The organism is Lutibacter sp. (genome assembly GCF_041562875.1).
Taxonomy (GTDB): Bacteria; Bacteroidota; Bacteroidia; order Flavobacteriales; family Flavobacteriaceae; genus Lutibacter.
The window spans coordinates 13,812-31,252 of sequence record NZ_JBFFOE010000028.1; the positions used below are offsets into that span (position 1 = coordinate 13,812).

At 28.6% G+C, this 17,441-nt stretch carries 13 protein-coding genes; 9 read left to right on the forward strand and 4 right to left on the reverse strand.

All coding sequences use genetic code 11. The features are described 5' to 3' along the window. Nucleotides 1-38 precede the first annotated feature (38 nt). Nucleotides 39-761: a LytR/AlgR family response regulator transcription factor gene (locus ABY863_RS05975; protein ID WP_372793349.1), complete on the reverse strand. Its 723-nt coding sequence runs from the start codon at nt 759-761 to the stop codon at nt 39-41. Continuing rightward, nucleotides 758-1,741 (reverse strand): sensor histidine kinase, encoded by a 984-nt coding sequence (locus ABY863_RS05980; RefSeq protein WP_372793350.1) that lies wholly within the window; start codon nt 1,739-1,741, stop codon nt 758-760. The genes ABY863_RS05975 and ABY863_RS05980 overlap by 4 nt, the downstream gene beginning before the upstream one ends. A gap of 324 nt (nt 1,742-2,065) precedes the next feature. Here ABY863_RS05980 and nagB point away from each other — a divergent pair, with 324 nt between their 5' ends. From nagB to ABY863_RS06025, 9 genes are all read left to right on the forward strand, one after another. Next, nucleotides 2,066-3,979: a glucosamine-6-phosphate deaminase gene (nagB, locus tag ABY863_RS05985; RefSeq protein WP_372793351.1), complete on the forward strand. Its 1,914-nt coding sequence runs from the start codon at nt 2,066-2,068 to the stop codon at nt 3,977-3,979. A gap of 9 nt (nt 3,980-3,988) precedes the next feature. Beyond that, nucleotides 3,989-6,067: a beta-N-acetylhexosaminidase gene (locus tag ABY863_RS05990; protein WP_372793352.1), complete on the forward strand. Its 2,079-nt coding sequence runs from the start codon at nt 3,989-3,991 to the stop codon at nt 6,065-6,067. A gap of 56 nt (nt 6,068-6,123) precedes the next feature. Continuing rightward, nucleotides 6,124-6,831 carry a UMP kinase gene (pyrH, locus tag ABY863_RS05995; protein WP_372793353.1) on the forward strand — a complete coding sequence of 236 codons (708 nt, stop codon included), beginning with the start codon at nt 6,124-6,126 and terminating at the stop codon, nt 6,829-6,831. Between the two features lie 24 nt (nt 6,832-6,855). Then, nucleotides 6,856-7,413: a ribosome recycling factor gene (gene frr / locus ABY863_RS06000; protein WP_372793354.1), complete on the forward strand. Its 558-nt coding sequence runs from the start codon at nt 6,856-6,858 to the stop codon at nt 7,411-7,413. A 168-nt stretch (nt 7,414-7,581) separates the two neighbouring features. Continuing rightward, nucleotides 7,582-10,092, forward strand: a complete 2,511-nt coding sequence (locus ABY863_RS06005; RefSeq protein WP_372793355.1) for a DUF5686 family protein — start codon at nt 7,582-7,584, stop codon at nt 10,090-10,092. 54 nt (nt 10,093-10,146) lie between these two features. After that, nucleotides 10,147-12,522: an RND family transporter gene (locus ABY863_RS06010; protein ID WP_372793356.1), complete on the forward strand. Its 2,376-nt coding sequence runs from the start codon at nt 10,147-10,149 to the stop codon at nt 12,520-12,522. 89 nt (nt 12,523-12,611) lie between these two features. Beyond that, nucleotides 12,612-14,045 carry an asparagine--tRNA ligase gene (asnS, locus tag ABY863_RS06015; RefSeq protein WP_372793357.1) on the forward strand — a complete coding sequence of 478 codons (1,434 nt, stop codon included), beginning with the start codon at nt 12,612-12,614 and terminating at the stop codon, nt 14,043-14,045. Nucleotides 14,046-14,127: 82 nt separating this feature from the next. Beyond that, nucleotides 14,128-15,588 carry an RNA polymerase factor sigma-54 gene (gene rpoN / locus ABY863_RS06020; RefSeq protein WP_372793358.1) on the forward strand — a complete coding sequence of 487 codons (1,461 nt, stop codon included), beginning with the start codon at nt 14,128-14,130 and terminating at the stop codon, nt 15,586-15,588. A 212-nt stretch (nt 15,589-15,800) separates the two neighbouring features. Next, nucleotides 15,801-16,220 carry a hypothetical protein gene (locus tag ABY863_RS06025; protein ID WP_372793359.1) on the forward strand — a complete coding sequence of 140 codons (420 nt, stop codon included), beginning with the start codon at nt 15,801-15,803 and terminating at the stop codon, nt 16,218-16,220. Here the strand turns inward: ABY863_RS06025 and ABY863_RS06030 are convergent. Both ABY863_RS06030 and ABY863_RS06035 read right to left on the reverse strand, forming a co-directional pair. Then, entirely contained in the window at nt 16,208-16,882 is a 675-nt protein-coding gene (locus tag ABY863_RS06030) for a porin family protein (protein ID WP_372793360.1), read from the reverse strand. The two genes, ABY863_RS06025 and ABY863_RS06030, sit on opposite strands and share 13 nt — an antisense overlap. A gap of 79 nt (nt 16,883-16,961) precedes the next feature. Next, nucleotides 16,962-17,441 (reverse strand): ExbD/TolR family protein (locus tag ABY863_RS06035; RefSeq protein ID WP_372793361.1); only part of this gene is annotated, 480 nt, incomplete at its 5' end.

Here is a 17,441-nt window from a genome sequence, read left to right on the forward strand (position 1 = left end):
CAAAGTTGAAAGAGGGAATTATAGATACAAACATAAAATTAATCGTCCAAATCATTTGTGTTTAATATTGTTTGTTTTGCAAATTCAAGGTAATTTCTACCAATTGGAATTCTTTTATTTTCAATTTCAATTGAATTTCCTTCAATAGAAGTAATTTTATTAATTGCTATTGTATACGAACGGTGAATTCTCAAGAAATTTTTACTTGGCAATTCTTCCGAAATACGATTCATAGTTTTATGAACCAAATAATCCCCAATTATCGTAAATACCTTTATATAATCTTTTAAACTTTCAATAAATAAAATATCATTAAGTTTAATTTTCATCAGTTTTTTATCAACTTTCAGAAAAATAAAAGGTTCTTCCTTAAATACTGCTTCCTTAGATTTATCTTTTTGAATACTGACTTTGCTATTTATTTTATTAATTGCTTTTAGAAATCGACCAAACGGAATTGGTTTCACCAAATAATCTAACACATCTAAATCAAAACTTTCAACAGCAAATTCTCTATACGCTGTTGTTATAACAATATGAGGTTTAATAGAAAGTGTTTTTAAAAATTCTAGTCCACTCATTTTAGGCATATTTATATCTAAAAATATAACATCAATATTTTTAGTTTCAATTGTTCGTAAGGCCGCAATTGGAGTATTAAAAGTAGCAACTAGGTCAATATTTTGAAATTCACTTAGATGATTTTTAATAACCGAAATAGCTAAAGGTTCATCATCAATAATTATACATCTAATTCTCATTGAATAGGGATTTTTAAACTAACCAAATATTTACGCTTTTTTATAGCTGTTTTAAATTTAAACTTATTGTCAAATAACAACTCTAACCTTCTTTTTACATTTTGAATACCAATACCATGTTTTTTTGTAGATTTAATTAATTCAGTAAATGTATTTTCGACTTTAAATCTAAGCATTTTGTTTTTTAAAACTTCAAAATTTATATGAACTTGAATTAGCCCATTTTCTTTGGAACCATGCTTGAAACAATTTTCAATAAATGGTAAAAAAAGTAAAGGAGGAACTTTAATATCTTCAATGTTACCCTTTATTTCTATTGTTGAATTCACTTGATCTCCATACCGTAATTTTTCTAAATCTAAATAATTTTGAATATAATTAATTTCATTGTGTAAACTAATTAAGGGCTCCTTCACATCATATAAAACATATTGCATGATATCTGAAAGTTTTAAAACCACACTTGGTGCTATGTCTGATTTTTCTAAAGTTAATGCATATAAGTTGTTTAAGGTGTTAAAAAAGAAATGTGGTTGAATTTGAGCTTTTAAAAAATTTAATTCTGTTATTAGTTGTACTTTTTGAAGATCTTCAACTCGATTACGCTCATAAATCCAGTCAACAGTTAGCTTAATTGCAGATACAAATGCTACAACATATACTTCCCCTAAAATAACTGCAATTATATGATTAAAAGTAAAAGCTTGTTGCGTTGATTCAGCTTCAGGCCAAATATTTTCAGTAACTAAAAAATAATTCAACTCTGTTCTAATAACATATACTGCGCCTAGTGATGTAATAATAAAAAAAATATACCTTTTATACTTTTTTGTTAGAATAAATTTTGGAATTAAAAAGTAAAAATTAAAATATACTAAAATAATATGTAATGGAAATTCTACAAGGTTTGATTTTAATGAATACCAATAATCATCAAAGTAGCTTCCCCAACGAATTATATTAAAAGAAAAATAGCCCACCCAAAACAAAATATGATATTTTATTGGTATAGAAAAACTTGTATTTTTAAGCCATTTAGTATTCAGTGAAATAGTTTTTAAAGTTGAAATTTTTTGAAAAAGTAGCAGTTTTTTTTAGGATAGCAAAATTTTTAAACAGTTAAATGATATTCCTTTAAAAAGGATTTCATTAATATTAAAAAAAATGTTCTTCATTGTTGTTTTTAAGCTGTCTATAGATTAAATTTAGAATAAATCAATCTTAATTATAAATTTATCGCTGTAAAAATTAACTATTGTTTAATAATTCTATAGAATTATTAACTCCCCCTAAAAAAATGAAAAATGACTACATTTGATATTCAACACAAACCAGCAGGACAATTTGAAGACACAAGATTTGAAAAAATTCACAATATTGTATTTTCAAATTCAGAAGACGGGTCAGTTTGTGTTGCTCAAGAAATTGCTGAATTAATTAAGAGTAAAAAAATCGAAAATAAGCTTTGTATTCTTGGCCTTGCAACAGGTTCTTCTCCAGTAAAAGTTTATGAGGAATTGGTTAGAATGCATAGAGAAGAAGGACTTAGTTTTTCAAATGTTATTACTTTTAATTTAGATGAATATTATCCGATGGATAAAAATAGTGTACATAGCTACCATTATTTTATGCACCAGCATCTATTTAACCATATTGACATTAATCCTGAAAATATTAATATTCCTAATGGATTAGTTTCTCAAGAAGAATTACACCAATATTGCATTGATTATGATTTAAAAATCAAAGAACTTGGTGGGCTTGATTTTCAATTATTAGGAATTGGTAGAACTGGTCATATTGGCTTTAACGAGCCTGGCTCACATTACAACTCAGGAACAAGAAGTATAACCCTAGACCATTTAACCAGAGTGGATGCTGCACCTTCTTTTTTAGGAATTGATAATGTTCCAAGAAAAGCAATAACTATGGGTATTGGAACCGTTAAAAAAGCTAAAAGAATTATATTATTAGCCTGGGGACACAATAAAGCTTCAATTGTAAAAGAAACCATTGAAGGGGAAATTACTTCCGAAGTTCCTGCAACTTACCTTCAAGACCATGAAAATACCACATTTATATTAAATGATGAAGCTGCTCAAGATTTAACTCGTTTAAATACTCCTTGGTTGGTTGGGCCTTGTGTTTGGACAGAAGAATTAACCAGTAAAGCGATAATTTGGTTATGTGGTTTAACAAAAAAATCAATATTAAAATTAACCGATAAAGATTATAATAATAGTGGAATGTCAAGCCTCCTAGCACAAGAAGGTTCAGCATATGATATTAATATTAAAATGTTTAACAAGTTACAACATACAATTACTGGTTGGCCAGGAGGTAAACCAAATGCTGATGATTCCTCAAGACCTGAAAGAGCTAATCCAATTAAAAAAAGAGTTATTATATTTAGCCCACATCCTGATGATGATGTGATTTCTATGGGAGGAACATTTAATCGTTTAGTTGAACAAGGACATGAAGTGCATGTAGCATACCAAACATCAGGTAATATTGCAGTTTCAGATTATGAAGCTCTAAAATATGCCGAAGTAGTGAAAGATATAAATTCTGGAAGTGTAAATATTGATATTATTATTGAAAAACTAAAATCAAAAAGTGACGAAATTGAAGACGCTGTTGAAGTTAGAAAATTAAAAGGTTTAATTAGAAAAAGAGAATCTTTAGCGGCTACTCGTTTTGTTGGAGTTAAAGATGAAAACGTTCATTTTTTAGACCTTCCCTTTTATGAAACAGGCACCGTAAAAAAGAAGCCAATTGGGAAAAAAGATATAGATATTGTAACTAATTTAATTGCTAAAATTCAACCACATCAAATTTATGCTGCAGGTGATTTAGCCGATCCACACGGAACTCATAAAGTTTGTTTAGATGCAATTTTTGCTGCATTAGAAATATTAAAGCCTGAAAAATATATGAATGATTGTTGGGTTTGGTTGTATAGAGGTGCTTGGCATGAGTGGGATATTCACCAAATTGATATGGCAGTTCCAATGAGTCCAGATCAAGTATTGAGAAAAAGAAAAGCAATTTTCTTTCATCAATCTCAAAAAGATGGGGTAATGTTTCAAGGAAATGACACCAGAGAATTTTGGGTGCGCGCAGAAGAAAGAAATAATGAAACAGCACAAAAATATCATCAATTAGGTCTTGCAGATTATGCCGCTTTAGAGGCTTTTAAAAGATACTATTATTAAAATTTAAGTATGAAAAATATCGCATTCTTTTTTATATTATTTTATTCAATTTCTGGCATAAGTCAATCTAAAGAAATGAATTTAATGCCTTGGCCACAGGAAGTGTCCATTGGCTCAACTCAATTTAAAATAGATCCAAATTTCACAATTAATGTAAATAAAAAATCAACAAAAAGAATTGACATTGCTACTACTAAATTTATTCAAAGATTGAGTGGTAGAACTGGAGTGTTTTTTGAAAACGGATTCGCTTTTGAAGCAAATAAAACAAAAAAAGCTTCACTAGAAATTTCATATCAAAGAGAAGGAAAGTTAACAATAAATGAAGATGAATCGTATCAGTTAAAAATTTCACCTGAAAAAATTACTATAAATGCCACTACGGATATTGGAGTGATTTACGCCATAGAAACATTGCTACAATTGGTTGATAATAATAATACTTCCTATTATTTCCCAGAAGTTATTATTAATGATTTTCCTAGATTTACATGGCGTGGTTTAATGATAGATGTTGCTCGTCATTTTCAACCTGTTGAGGTTATAAAACGAAATTTAGATGCAATGACTTCGGTTAAAATGAATGTTTTGCATTGGCATTTAACAGATGATCAAGGGTTTAGAATTGAATCTAAAAAACATCCTAAATTACACCAATTAGGGTCAGATGGTTTGTATTACACGCAAGAGCAAATTAAAGAAGTAGTTGAATATGCTTCTGATAGAGGAATTAGAGTTGTCCCTGAAGTTGATGTTCCTGGTCATGCAACTGCAATTTTAACTGCATATCCTGAAATTGGAAGTAAAGACACTAGCTATTCAATTGAACGATTTTCTGGGATATTTCATCCAACTTTAGACCCTACAAACGAAAAAACTTACGAAATCTTAGAAGATTTATTTGGAGAAATGGCAACGCTATTTCCTGATCAATATTTTCATATTGGAGGTGATGAAAATGAAGGAAAACACTGGGATGAAAACCTAAGAATTCAAGAATTTAAAAAGAAACACAATTTAGAGTCTAATCATGATTTGCAAACTTATTTCAATATTCGTTTAGAAGAAATTTTAGCAGGTTTCGGAAAATCTGTTATGGGGTGGGAGGAAATTATGACAAATAAAATGCCAACAACAGCATTAATTCATTCTTGGAAAGGTGCTAACGAAGGTATAACCCAAGGAAGTTCTTTAATGAAAGCTGCTAAAAAAGGACATGCAACAGTGCTTTCAAATGGGTATTATATAGATTTAATGCAGCCTGCTAGTGAGCATTATTTAGTAGATCCTCTTCCGAAAAACAATGATTTAACAACTCTTGAAAAAACAAGAATTTTGGGTGGAGAAGCAACCATGTGGAGCGAATTGGCAACTCCTTTAACAATTGATTCAAGGATATGGCCAAGAACTGCTGCAATAGCTGAACGCTTTTGGTCCTCTGAAGAAATAGTTGACATATCTAATATGTACAAAAGGTTGGAAACTATAAGTTTTAGATTGGAAGAGCTAGGAATAACCCATATTAGAAACAGAGATGTTATTTTAAGAAATATTACCAGCAATCAAAATATTGAAGCGTTAGTAAAACTGACCAAAGTTTATGAACCTTTAAAAATATATACACGAAATAAAGGAGGAGTTGAATATAAAACGTATTCTCCATTTACACTATTTGCTGATGCTTGCACCGCTGATGCTTCTGAAGCAATTGTTTTTAATAATTTAGTAAACAAATATCTTTCTGAAAAAAAAACGGAATCTAAAAAAGAAATTTTGATTATGTTAAAAGATTGGGCTACTAATTATGAATTGTTTTTAAAAATTCAAAAAAGTAATCCAATTCTTAAAACTCTTGAACCATTATCAAAGAATTTATCAGAAATTTCAAAAAGTTTAATTCTAATTTTGGAAGCTGAAAGCTTAAAATATTCTAATTATAAAAAAATTAAAAATCAATATTTAGAATTAAAGAAACCTAAATCTGATGTTGAATTTGCATCATTAAAATCTTTCAAAAACCTTATTGAATTTTTCTCAAAACAAAATAAGTGTAAAATAGAACTTAATATTCCTTCAATTCAACAATAACATTTAATTTCTACTTCTAAAGTATTTCTTATATTTGCATAACTTTCAAATAAATTATGGCTTATAAAAGAATTCTTTTAAAATTAAGTGGTGAAGCTCTTATGGGAGATCGCCAATACGGTATAGATCCAGCACGTTTGGCTGAATATGCATCAGAAATAAAAAAAATTGTAGATAAAGGTATTGAAGTTGCCATAGTAATTGGTGGTGGAAATATTTTTAGAGGTGTAGCTGGTGCAAGTAATGGCATTGATAGAGTACAAGCTGATTATATGGGAATGCTAGCAACTGTTATAAACGGTTTAGCCTTACAAAGCGCACTTGAAGACGAAGAAATTAAAACCCGCTTACTTACAGCTATTAAAATGGAGCAAGTAGCTGAACCTTTTATAAAAAGAAGGGCAGTTCGCCATTTAGAAAAAGGACGTGTGGTAATTTTTGGTGGCGGAACTGGAAATCCGTATTTTACAACAGATACTGCTGCAGTTTTAAGAGCTATTGAAATTGATGCAGATGTTATTTTAAAAGGAACCCGTGTAGATGGAATTTACACTTCTGATCCTGAGAAATTTAAAGATGCCATTAAATTTGACTCTATTACCTATAAAGATGTAATGAGTAAAGGTTTAAAAGTAATGGATATGACCGCTTTTGCTTTAAGTCAAGAAAATAATTTACCTATTATTGTTTTTGATATGAATACAAAAGGAAATCTTGAAAAAGTAATTTCAGGAGAAAATATTGGAACAAAAGTTGATAAATAAATATATAAATTAAATTTTTCAATTATGAATGAAGAATTAGCCTTTATTGTAGATAGCGCTAAAGAATTAATGCAAAATTCTATTACACATTTAGAAAAAGAATTCAGAAATATTAGAGCTGGTAAGGCAAGTCCGGCTATGTTAGGAAGCGTTACTGTAGATTATTATGGATCGCAAACACCACTAGCACAAATTGCAAATGTTAGCACTATGGATGCCCATACAATTACGGTACAACCTTGGGAAAAAAACATGTTACACAATATTGAAAAAGCAATTATGATTGCTAATTTAGGGTTTAATCCTATGAATAATGGTGAAATTATCATTATTAATGTGCCTGTTTTAACGGAAGATAGACGTAGAGAACTTTCAAAACAAGCGAAAGCTGCTGCTGAATTTGCAAAGGTGAGCATTAGAAATGACCGAAGAGAAGCTATGAATGAAATTAAAAAAGATGAGGCCTCTTCAGAGGATATGAAATCAAATGCAGAAGCTGACATCCAAAAGTTAACTGATGCTTTTATTAGCCAAGTTGATGAGCATTACAAAATAAAAGATATTGAAATAATGAAAGTTTAGTTTTAAAACCTTCATTATTTTAAGAATGATAACTTCCCTCCTTTTTAAATTGGAGGGATTTTTATTTAAAAAACAATTTATCATTTTAAAAAAATGAAATAAAAGATAGCCTTAATTCGTTTATTTTTGAATTAAACTATATTTGTCACGTTCCAAAAAAATTATTAAATGAGAAACTTACTTTTACTAGTATTCCTAATTCCTTTATTAGCAATTTCGCAAAATAAAATTCAAGGAATTGTGATTGACAGTAAAACCAAACAACCACTTCCTTTTGCCTCAATTGTAACCAATACTAATTTTGGAACCTTAACTGATGTTGATGGTGAATTTTACATAAAAGCAAAAAATTCTTTTCAACAAATAACTGTTTCTTATGTAGGTTATAAATCTGTTACAATTCCTATTACAATCAATGATAAATTTATTAGCATAAAACTAGAAACTTCCATTGAAAATTTAAACGAGGTTTTGATTACTGCAAAAGAAAATCCGGCATTACAAATTATTAGGAATGCCATTAACAATAAACCTGAAAATAATATTGAAAAATCGTTAAACACCTTCAAATTTAATACATATAATAAAATATTAGTTACTGCAGATCCCGATTCTATCAATGGAAAAGTTGATTCTGTATTTGTAATTAAAAAAGGTGAAAAGAAGTTTAAAGAACTAGACTCTTCAAATTACAAATTCAAAAAAGATATCGATAAACAACATTTATACATTTCTGAAAAAATTTCTGAGTTCAAATTTCAAAAAGGAAGGAAGAAAAAAGAAGTTATTTTAGCTTCAAGAATGGCGGGTTTAAAACAACCTATTTATGAATTATTAGCTATTACATTTCAAGATTTTTCTTTTTACAATGAAGTATATACTATTGCTGGTACAAAATATACCAACCCAATTGCCAACAATGCTTTAAAACATTACAATTATAAAATTTTGGACACTGTTTCTACTGAAAATGGAAATTCTATACTGATTTATTTCAAACCAAAAGAAAAGAAAAAGATTTTGGGAATAGAAGGTGTTCTTTATATTGACTCAAAAAGTTTTGCCATCACTAAAGTCATTGCTGAACTAAAAGGTATTGTAAATGTAAAGGCTATTCAAAATTACAGTTATATTAAAAAATACAATATTTGGTTTCCCAGTGACATGAATATTGTGTTAAAAAAAGGTGATAATAATGAAAATATTTCGTTGTTTGGTGGTGCTGTAAAATTTAGCGAAGACAAAAAAAATGACACTTTAATTAATACTCGTAAAAATAACCCTGAAGATATAAGCTATTTTATTTCAAAATCAACAAATTCTAATATTGAAATTAACACACCTGTAATTGTTAAATACTCAGCGTCAACCATGCAATTTAATGACGACGCACATAATCAAAAAGAAGAATTTTGGAACAAATTTAGAACCGATTCAATTTCAAAACGCGGTATTAACACCTACACTTTTTTAGATAGTTTAGCAAAAAAAGACGGTATTGAAAAAAAAATAAATTTAGCTAGAAATATTTTAAAAGGCTATTATCCAACAAAATACATTAATTTGAATCTTGGTAAAATTATTAACTTAAATAATTATGAAGGATTACGAGTTGGTTTTGGAGGTGAAACAAACAGAAACTTCTCATCAAAATATGAAATTGAATCTTATATTGCTTATGGAACAAAAGATAAAGATTTTAAGTATAGCTTTGGAGCTTCCTCCCAGTTAAATAAAGAAACAAATACTTGGTTTGGGGTTAATTATACAAACGACATAAAAGAAGCTGCAGCCTTAGATTTTATTGCCGAAAACACCTCCTTTTCACCTATAAATCCAAGAAATTTAAATATAAGTACCTTCTATAACTACAAAACCATAAGTACTTATTTAAAACATGACATACAGCCAAACTTAGAAGCAAAAATTCAATTAAGTTCAGGTGACTACAAACCATTATTTGAATACCAGTTTATATCACCAACTAAAAATTTATCAGAATATAAATTAACAACAGCTACTTTAGGCTTGCAATACAATCCGAAAAGTGAATATATGAATTCACCTGTAGGAAAATTAAATATTAAAAATGAATTTCCTCAGTTTACGCTTCAACTAACTAAAAGTTTTGAAAATGTGTTAGAAAGTGATTTTAATTTCACACAACTAAATTTTAGAGTTTTACATAAAATTAAACGACTTAGAAAAGCAACAACTCACATTTTAGCTGAAGGAGGAATTGTTTTTGGTGATGCACCTATTTCACATCTTTACAATTCAACACCAAATTACACGTTTAAAAATCCTTGGCGAAAACGAATAACACTTGCAGGTACAAACAGCTTTGAAACTATGGGTTACAATGAGTTTATCTCCGATAGATTTGTAGCAATTCATTTAAAACATGAAATAACATCATTTAAAATAACTTCAAAATTTAAACCTCAAATAACATTGGTTACAAGAGCTGCAATTGGTGGTATTGAAAATGTTGCTTATCAAAATGGGGTAGAATTTAAAAGTTTAAAAAAAGGATATATAGAAAGTGGTTTAGAATTTAACAGCCTTTTTAAAGGATTTGGACTTAGTGCATTTTATAGATATGGCGCTTATAAAAATACCGAATGGAGCGATAATTTAGCTTTAAAATTAACCTACAGATTAAGATTAGGATTTTAATAATCTAGATGTAAAAAGCTCAACTATTTTCATAACTTTGCAAAAAACAGTTGAATGGATTTTTGGACTCAGGTTTCTAGGGTTATCTTAACTAAAAGATATACTATACTTGTATTAATAGCGGCTTTTACCTACTTTTTAGCTTCACAAATGCAGTACATGCGTTTTTCTAATACAGAGGCTAATTTATTACCCGCAAATCATCCAATTAATATTGAATATGATCATTTTTTAGAACTTTTTGGTGAAGAAGGGAATCTTATTATTTTAGCAACAAATGATTCAACAATTTTTACACCAAAAAAGTTTAATGATTGGAATAAGCTTTCCAAAAAATTAGATAGTTTTCCTGAAATAGATTTTACAATTGCTGTTGGAGATATCAAAAAATTAAAAAAGAATACCCAAGATCAGCGGTTTGATGTTGAAGCTCTTTATAATAAATCTCCTGAAACCATTGAGGATGTTTTAAAAATTAAAACTGAACTTTTTGATAATCTTCCATTTTTTGATAATTTTTTATTCAATAAAAAAACGGGGACTATTAGAACAGTTGTATATTTAAAAAAGGATATTGTAAACACTCCCGCTCGTAAAGAATTTATTTTCAATATATTAAATCCAACTATTGAACAATTTGAAAAGGAACACAATATAGATGTTCGAGTTTCGGGAATGCCGTATATACGCACCATGAATTCTCAAAATATTATTGATGAAATTGGTCTTTTTGTTGGATTAGCTTTAGGTGTAACAGCCTTAATTTTCTTTTTCTTTTTCCGTTCAATTAGAGCAACATTTATCACGCTTCTGGTGGTAGGTATTGGGGTAATTTGGGCATTTGGTTTTATTGGGCTCTTTAGATATGAAATAACGGTTTTAATGGCGTTAATACCACCATTAATTATTGTGATTGGAGTACCTAACGCCATATTTTTAATAAATAAATACCAACAAGAAATTAAAAAACATGGTAATCAGGCCAGATCTTTGCAACGGGTTATCACAAAAATTGGGAATGCAACTTTAATGACCAATGTAACTACTGCCGTAGGTTTCGCTACATTTATTTTTACTAAAAGTCAACTTTTAAGAGAATTTGGTACAATAGCCTCTATTAATATCTTAGGGATTTTTGTTTTGGCTTTATTAATTATACCAATTATGTATAGTTTTATGCCTTTACCAAAGGAAAAACACTTAAAACATTTAGAGCGAAAGTGGATTGAAGCCATTGTTAAATGGATGGAATCTATTGTTAGAAATCATAGAATTGCTGTGTATGCAACAACAGTTGTATTGATATTTGTAAGTATGATTGGTATATTTCAAATTAAAGTTTCTGGAAGTATTATTGAAGATATGCCTAAAGGAGAAGAGTTTTATAAAGATATTCTATTTTTTGAAGAAGAATTTGGTGGTATTATGCCTTTAGAAATCATAATTGACACTAAAAAAGAAAAAGGAGTTATGAATCTTTCTACGCTAAAACGTATGAATGAACTTAATGAAACTATTGATGAAATACCACAACTTTCCAAATCAATATCCATTTTAAATTTGGTTAAATATTCAAAACAAGCATTTTATGGTGGAAATCCAAAATACTATCAACTGCCCACAAATCAGGAAAAGAATTGGATTTTATCTTATACTAAAAACTCTACATCGAACAGTGATTTAATGGATAATTTTGTTGATTCTACAGGAAGATATGCTCGTATAACAACATTTATGAAAGATATTGGAACCGATAAAATGCAAATTATTGAAGACCGATTACAAGAAAAAATTAATAAAGAATTCCCAAAAGAAGACTATAATGTAACCATGACAGGTAAAGCGTTGGTATTTTTAAAAGGAACCAATTATTTAATCCATAATTTAATTATTTCTCTTTCTTTAGCTATTTTATTAATTGCTATTTTTATGGCATTTTTGTTTCGTTCGTTTAGAATGATATTAATCTCTTTAATCCCAAATATATTTCCATTATTAATAACTGCTAGTTTAATGGGCTATTTAGGAATTCCAATAAAACCGTCAACAATTTTAGTGTTTAGCATTGCTTTTGGAATTTCAGTTGATGACACCATACATTTTTTAGCAAAATATAGACAAGAATTAATAGCTAATAATTGGAGAATAAAACAATCTGTTTATAATGCATTACGCGAAACTGGAGTAAGCATGTTTTACACCTCTATCGTATTATTTTTCGGATTTTTAGTTTTTACAGTTTCTAGTTTTGGGGGTACAATAGCATTAGGAGGATTGGTTTCCATAACTTTACTATTTGCAATGGCTTCAAATTTATTATTACTACCTTCTTTATTACTTTCATTAGAAAAAAACATTGCTAATAAAGAAACATTTAAAGAACCAACGCTTGATATTTTAACTGCTGAAGATGATAATAGAGATAAATAAACGTAATTTTTAAACTATTTGAATCTCTACTAATCAATTGTCAATTATCAATTGTTCATGTATCTTTGCAACTCTTAAAATCATAGATTATGACAAGAACAAATGTAGCTGAACTCTTAAGTTCAGATAAATTTTCACAAGAAGTAACTTTAAAAGGTTGGGTTAGAACTTTTAGAGCAAATCGTTTTATTGCTTTAAATGATGGCTCAACTATTCATAATATTCAATGTGTTGTAGATTTTGAAAATACTGATGAAAGTATTTTAAAACGTATTACAACTGGGGCTGCCATTTCTGTAAAAGGAAGCTTAATTGAAAGCCAAGGGAAAGGACAAAATGTTGAGTTAAAAGTTTCTGAAATAGAAATTTTAGGAGATTGTAACCCCGAAGAATATCCAATACAACCAAAAAAACATAGTTTCGAATTTTTACGTGAAAACGCTCACTTACGTATAAGAACAAATACTTTTAGTGCGGTAATGCGTTTACGTTCGGCATTGTCATTTGCAGTTCATAAATATTTTATTGAAAAAGGATTTTATAATTTTCATGCTCCAATAATTACAGGTTCAGATGCTGAAGGCGCAGGTGAAATGTTTAATATTTCAACACTTGATGCTGAAAATCTGCCTAAAAAAGAAGACGGAACCGTTGATTACTCGAAAGATTTCTTTGGAAAAACAACAAGTCTAACAGTCTCAGGTCAGCTAGAAGCTGAAACCTACGCTATGGCTTTAGGAAAAGTATACACTTTTGGTCCAACTTTTAGAGCAGAAAACTCCAATACTACACGTCATTTATCAGAATTTTGGATGATTGAACCAGAAGTTGCCTTCAATAATTTAGATGACAATATGGATTTAGCAGAAGATTTTATAAAATCTGTTCTTTCCTATGTATTAACTAATTGCAAAGATGATTTGGCCTTTTTAAATAACAGATTGGCTGAAGAAGACAAATCTAAACCAGCTTTAGAACGCAATGAAATGGCTTTATTAGAAAAGTTAAATTTTGTTGTTGAAAACAACTTTAAACGTGTTAGTTATACAGAAGCAATAGATATATTAAGAAATTGCAAACCTAACAAAAAGAAAAAATTTCAATATATAATTAACGAATGGGGTGCCGATTTACAAAGTGAACATGAACGCTATTTAGTAGAAAAACACTTTAAATGTCCTGTTATTTTATTTGACTATCCAGCCAATATTAAAGCATTTTATATGCGTTTAAATGATGACGGAAAAACAGTAAGAGCTATGGATGTTCTATTCCCTGGAATTGGTGAAATAGTTGGCGGAAGTCAACGAGAAGAGCGTTTGGATGTTTTAAAACAAAAAATTTCTGCTTTAAATATTGATGAAGAAGAATTATGGTGGTATTTAGATACTCGTAAATTTGGAACAGCTGTACATAGTGGTTTTGGGCTTGGTTTTGAACGTTTAGTACAATTTACAACAGGCATGGGAAATATACGAGATGTTATACCTTATCCGCGCACACCACAAAATGCTGAATTTTAATTCACTAATTTAAAAAACATAGTATACCCCTTACACTATGTTTTTTTTTGTATTTTTAACCGAAGTCATTTCAATCTAGTCAATGTTAAAACAAAGTTTAAATTTTAAATTATTACAGAAATTATCTCCTCAACAAATACAGTTGATGAAGATGATTCAATTACCTACACAAGAATTTGAACAACGTTTAAAGCAAGAATTGGAAGAAAATCCTGCATTAGAAAGCGGAAATGATGATGACGATGATGAGTATAACGATTCACAATCTGAAGATGATTATAATGAAACTGGTAATGAAAATATTGATACTGATGATATAAATATTGATGAATATTTAAGTGATGATGAAATTCCTAATTACAAAACACAAGCAAACAACTATTCTGCCGATGATGAGGATAAACATATTCCTTACGCCTCAGGGACTTCATTTACACAACATTTAAAAACTCAAATAAATACATATCGTCTCACAGAAGAAGAAGAAATAATTACAGATTTCTTAATTGGAAGTATTGATGATAGCGGATATATTAGAAGAGATTTGATTGATGTTTTAGATGATTTAGCTTTTACACAAAATATTTTCACTACTCAAGAAGAATTAGAGCGACTACTAAAATTAGTACAACAATTAGACCCAGCGGGTGTTGGCGCACGTGATTTAAAAGAATGTTTAATCATTCAATTAAAACGAAAAAACGAAAAACCTAGCATAACACTTGCTATTAACATTTTAGAACAATCTTTTGATCATTTTGTAAAAAAACATTATGATAAATTATTGCAAAAATTTCACATTTCGGAAGATCAATTAAAAGAAGGTATTCTTCAAATTGAAAAATTAAATCCAAAACCAGGTGGTTCATTTGTTGGAGGTAATAAAATTGCTGAACAAATTGTACCCGATTTTACAGTTAGAATTATTGAAGGAGAGTTAGAACTTACTTTAAACTCTAGAAATGCTCCTGAACTTCATATTTCGAATGAATACAACAATTTATTAAAAGGATATAAAGACTCTACAGATAAATCAAAATCACAAAAAGAAGCAGTACAGTTTATCAAACAAAAATTAGATTCTGCAAAATGGTTTATTGATGCTATAAAACAACGTCAGCAAACATTATTTTTAAATATGAATGCTATTATTCAACATCAAAAAGAATATTTTTTAACTGGTGATGAACGAAAATTAAAACCAATGATATTAAAAGATATTGCTGATGTGATTAATATGGATGTTTCCACTGTGTCACGAGTTGCAAACAGCAAATATGTATCAACACCTTATGGAACAAAGTTAATTAAGGAGTTCTTTTCTGAATCAATGAAGAATGACCAAGGAGAGGATGTGTCTACAAGAGAAATAAAAAACATCTTAGAAACTGTCATCAATGAAGAAAACAAAAAGAAACCTTTAACTGATGACAAGTTAGCCAGTATTTTAAAAGAAAAAGGATATCCAATAGCAAGAAGAACTATAGCTAAATACAGAGAACAACTTGACATACCAGTAGCTCGATTAAGAAAAGAAATGTAGTAAAAGCCTTCACAAAATTATCTATGAAATTTTTTAAATTTATTTCCTATTTTTTCCATCCTATAAATTTTCCAATTATTGGTACAATTTTATATTTTCTCCTAATTCCTGAATACATATTTAAACCTCAGGAGCATCTGATTATAACAGTGATATTAATAGGAACCTATATTTTCCCTTTATTCTTATTAGTGCTGCTTAAAAGGTTTAAAATGATTGATAGCTATCATATGGTAACTATTGAAGAGCGCAAATTTCCAACATTATTATTTATTTCTATTTGTTATATTTTAGGTAATTGGCTTTTTAAATCTACAGTTGTTGATATTTTATCGTTATTTTATTTTGGATACGGTTTGCTACTAATTTTTTCATATGCACTTTTACATTTTAAAATTAAATTAAGCTTACATACTTCTGCAGTTGGTGGTTTAATTGGATTTTTAATTTATTTTAGTTATCATTATAAAATAAATTTAATCATCTTATTCTCAATATTCTTTTTACTTAGTGGTTTAATTGCAACTTCAAGGTTGAGACTAAATGCACATACCATACGTGAAGTATTTTTAGGTTATACAATTAGTATTCTATCTCAATTCATAGTTTATGCTATATATTACATTATATAAAATTTCAATCCCACATTTAAATCTTTTAAACCTAACTTTTCATCATTAAAATCTACGCTTTTAAAAATTGGATTTAAACCATAATAAACATATAAATTCCAAGTACTAAAACCCGTTGCTAAAGTTAGTCCATATTGAATTTTATTAAATTCCGATATATTTTTAGTAGAAAGATTTTCTACAGCATCTTTATAAATTGTGTTAGCTGAAACCACATATGCAAGTTTTATTCCTCCATATATTCTCCAAAATTTATATTTCTGAGGCGTTGAATTTCTCCATCTAATTTCAATTGGAATTTCTAAAGCATTGATACCAAATCTATTTGTATTATAATCTTGAGCCGCTTCAAACACAGTTATTTGATTCTCCTTAGAAATTTTTAAATTTTGTGTATATGAATTGTAAACATAACCTAAACCAATACCTAAACCAAAATTTCTGTTTTCATTAAAGGGTATATCCTTTATAAAACCAATTGAAACACCCCCTGAAAATCCATGTTGGGCAATCATTGAGGGTTTATTAATTAATATATTATATGTTAACGATAAGTATATTTGATCTTCTAAATATCTCAAATCTAAAGTATCCTTATTAACTTGCGCATTAAGGTTATTAAATAAAAAGAAAAAAATAATTATAATCCACTGTTTACCCATTTAACAAATATAGTTTATAAAAATAAAAAAGGCAATCAAATAATTTTTGATTGCCTTAAATAAATTAAAGAGTTAAATTCTAATAATTTGATTCTAAATCAGTTCCTTTAGTTGTTGAAAAACTAATCTTCAACGCATTTATATCTCTTAATTGTTCTTTAATATCTAAAATTGTACCCACACTAGCTTCTTTATCAGCTTTTATAGAAGTTGTCATTAATTTAACTTCATCCTCACTTCTAACAGATCTTTCAACAAAAATAAAACTAGCAATATCTTTTATATCAATAATTTTATCATTTACTTGAATTTTATCACCTGATATTCTAGGATCCTTAGATTTACCAATATAAATAGTACTTACCAAACTCTTCAATTCCAATTTTTTTACTTCACTTGCAGTTGGAAGAATTGGTTTTTTTAATAATAAATCAGTTTCTCTCATGGTAGTAGACACCATAAAAAAGAACAGCAACATAAATACAATATCAGGTAAGGATGCTGTAGAAATAGCAGGTAATCCTTTTTTCTTCTTTTTAAATTTACTCATATTCTGATA

What these genes read in the sequence shown, in the direction of transcription:
- ABY863_RS05975 (WP_372793349.1), bottom strand. Translation starts at nt 761, where the DNA reads ATGAGAATTAGATGTATAATTATTGATGATGAACCTTTAGCTATTTCG.
- nagB (WP_372793351.1), top strand. Translation starts at nt 2,066, where the DNA reads ATGACTACATTTGATATTCAACACAAACCAGCAGGACAATTTGAAGAC.
- ABY863_RS05990 (WP_372793352.1), top strand. Translation starts at nt 3,989, where the DNA reads ATGAAAAATATCGCATTCTTTTTTATATTATTTTATTCAATTTCTGGC.
- pyrH (WP_372793353.1), top strand. Translation starts at nt 6,124, where the DNA reads ATGGCTTATAAAAGAATTCTTTTAAAATTAAGTGGTGAAGCTCTTATG.
- frr (WP_372793354.1), top strand. Translation starts at nt 6,856, where the DNA reads ATGAATGAAGAATTAGCCTTTATTGTAGATAGCGCTAAAGAATTAATG.
- ABY863_RS06005 (WP_372793355.1), top strand. Translation starts at nt 7,582, where the DNA reads ATGAGAAACTTACTTTTACTAGTATTCCTAATTCCTTTATTAGCAATT.
- ABY863_RS06010 (WP_372793356.1), top strand. Translation starts at nt 10,147, where the DNA reads ATGGATTTTTGGACTCAGGTTTCTAGGGTTATCTTAACTAAAAGATAT.
- asnS (WP_372793357.1), top strand. Translation starts at nt 12,612, where the DNA reads ATGACAAGAACAAATGTAGCTGAACTCTTAAGTTCAGATAAATTTTCA.
- rpoN (WP_372793358.1), top strand. Translation starts at nt 14,128, where the DNA reads ATGTTAAAACAAAGTTTAAATTTTAAATTATTACAGAAATTATCTCCT.
- ABY863_RS06025 (WP_372793359.1), top strand. Translation starts at nt 15,801, where the DNA reads ATGATTGATAGCTATCATATGGTAACTATTGAAGAGCGCAAATTTCCA.
- ABY863_RS06030 (WP_372793360.1), bottom strand. Translation starts at nt 16,882, where the DNA reads ATGGGTAAACAGTGGATTATAATTATTTTTTTCTTTTTATTTAATAAC.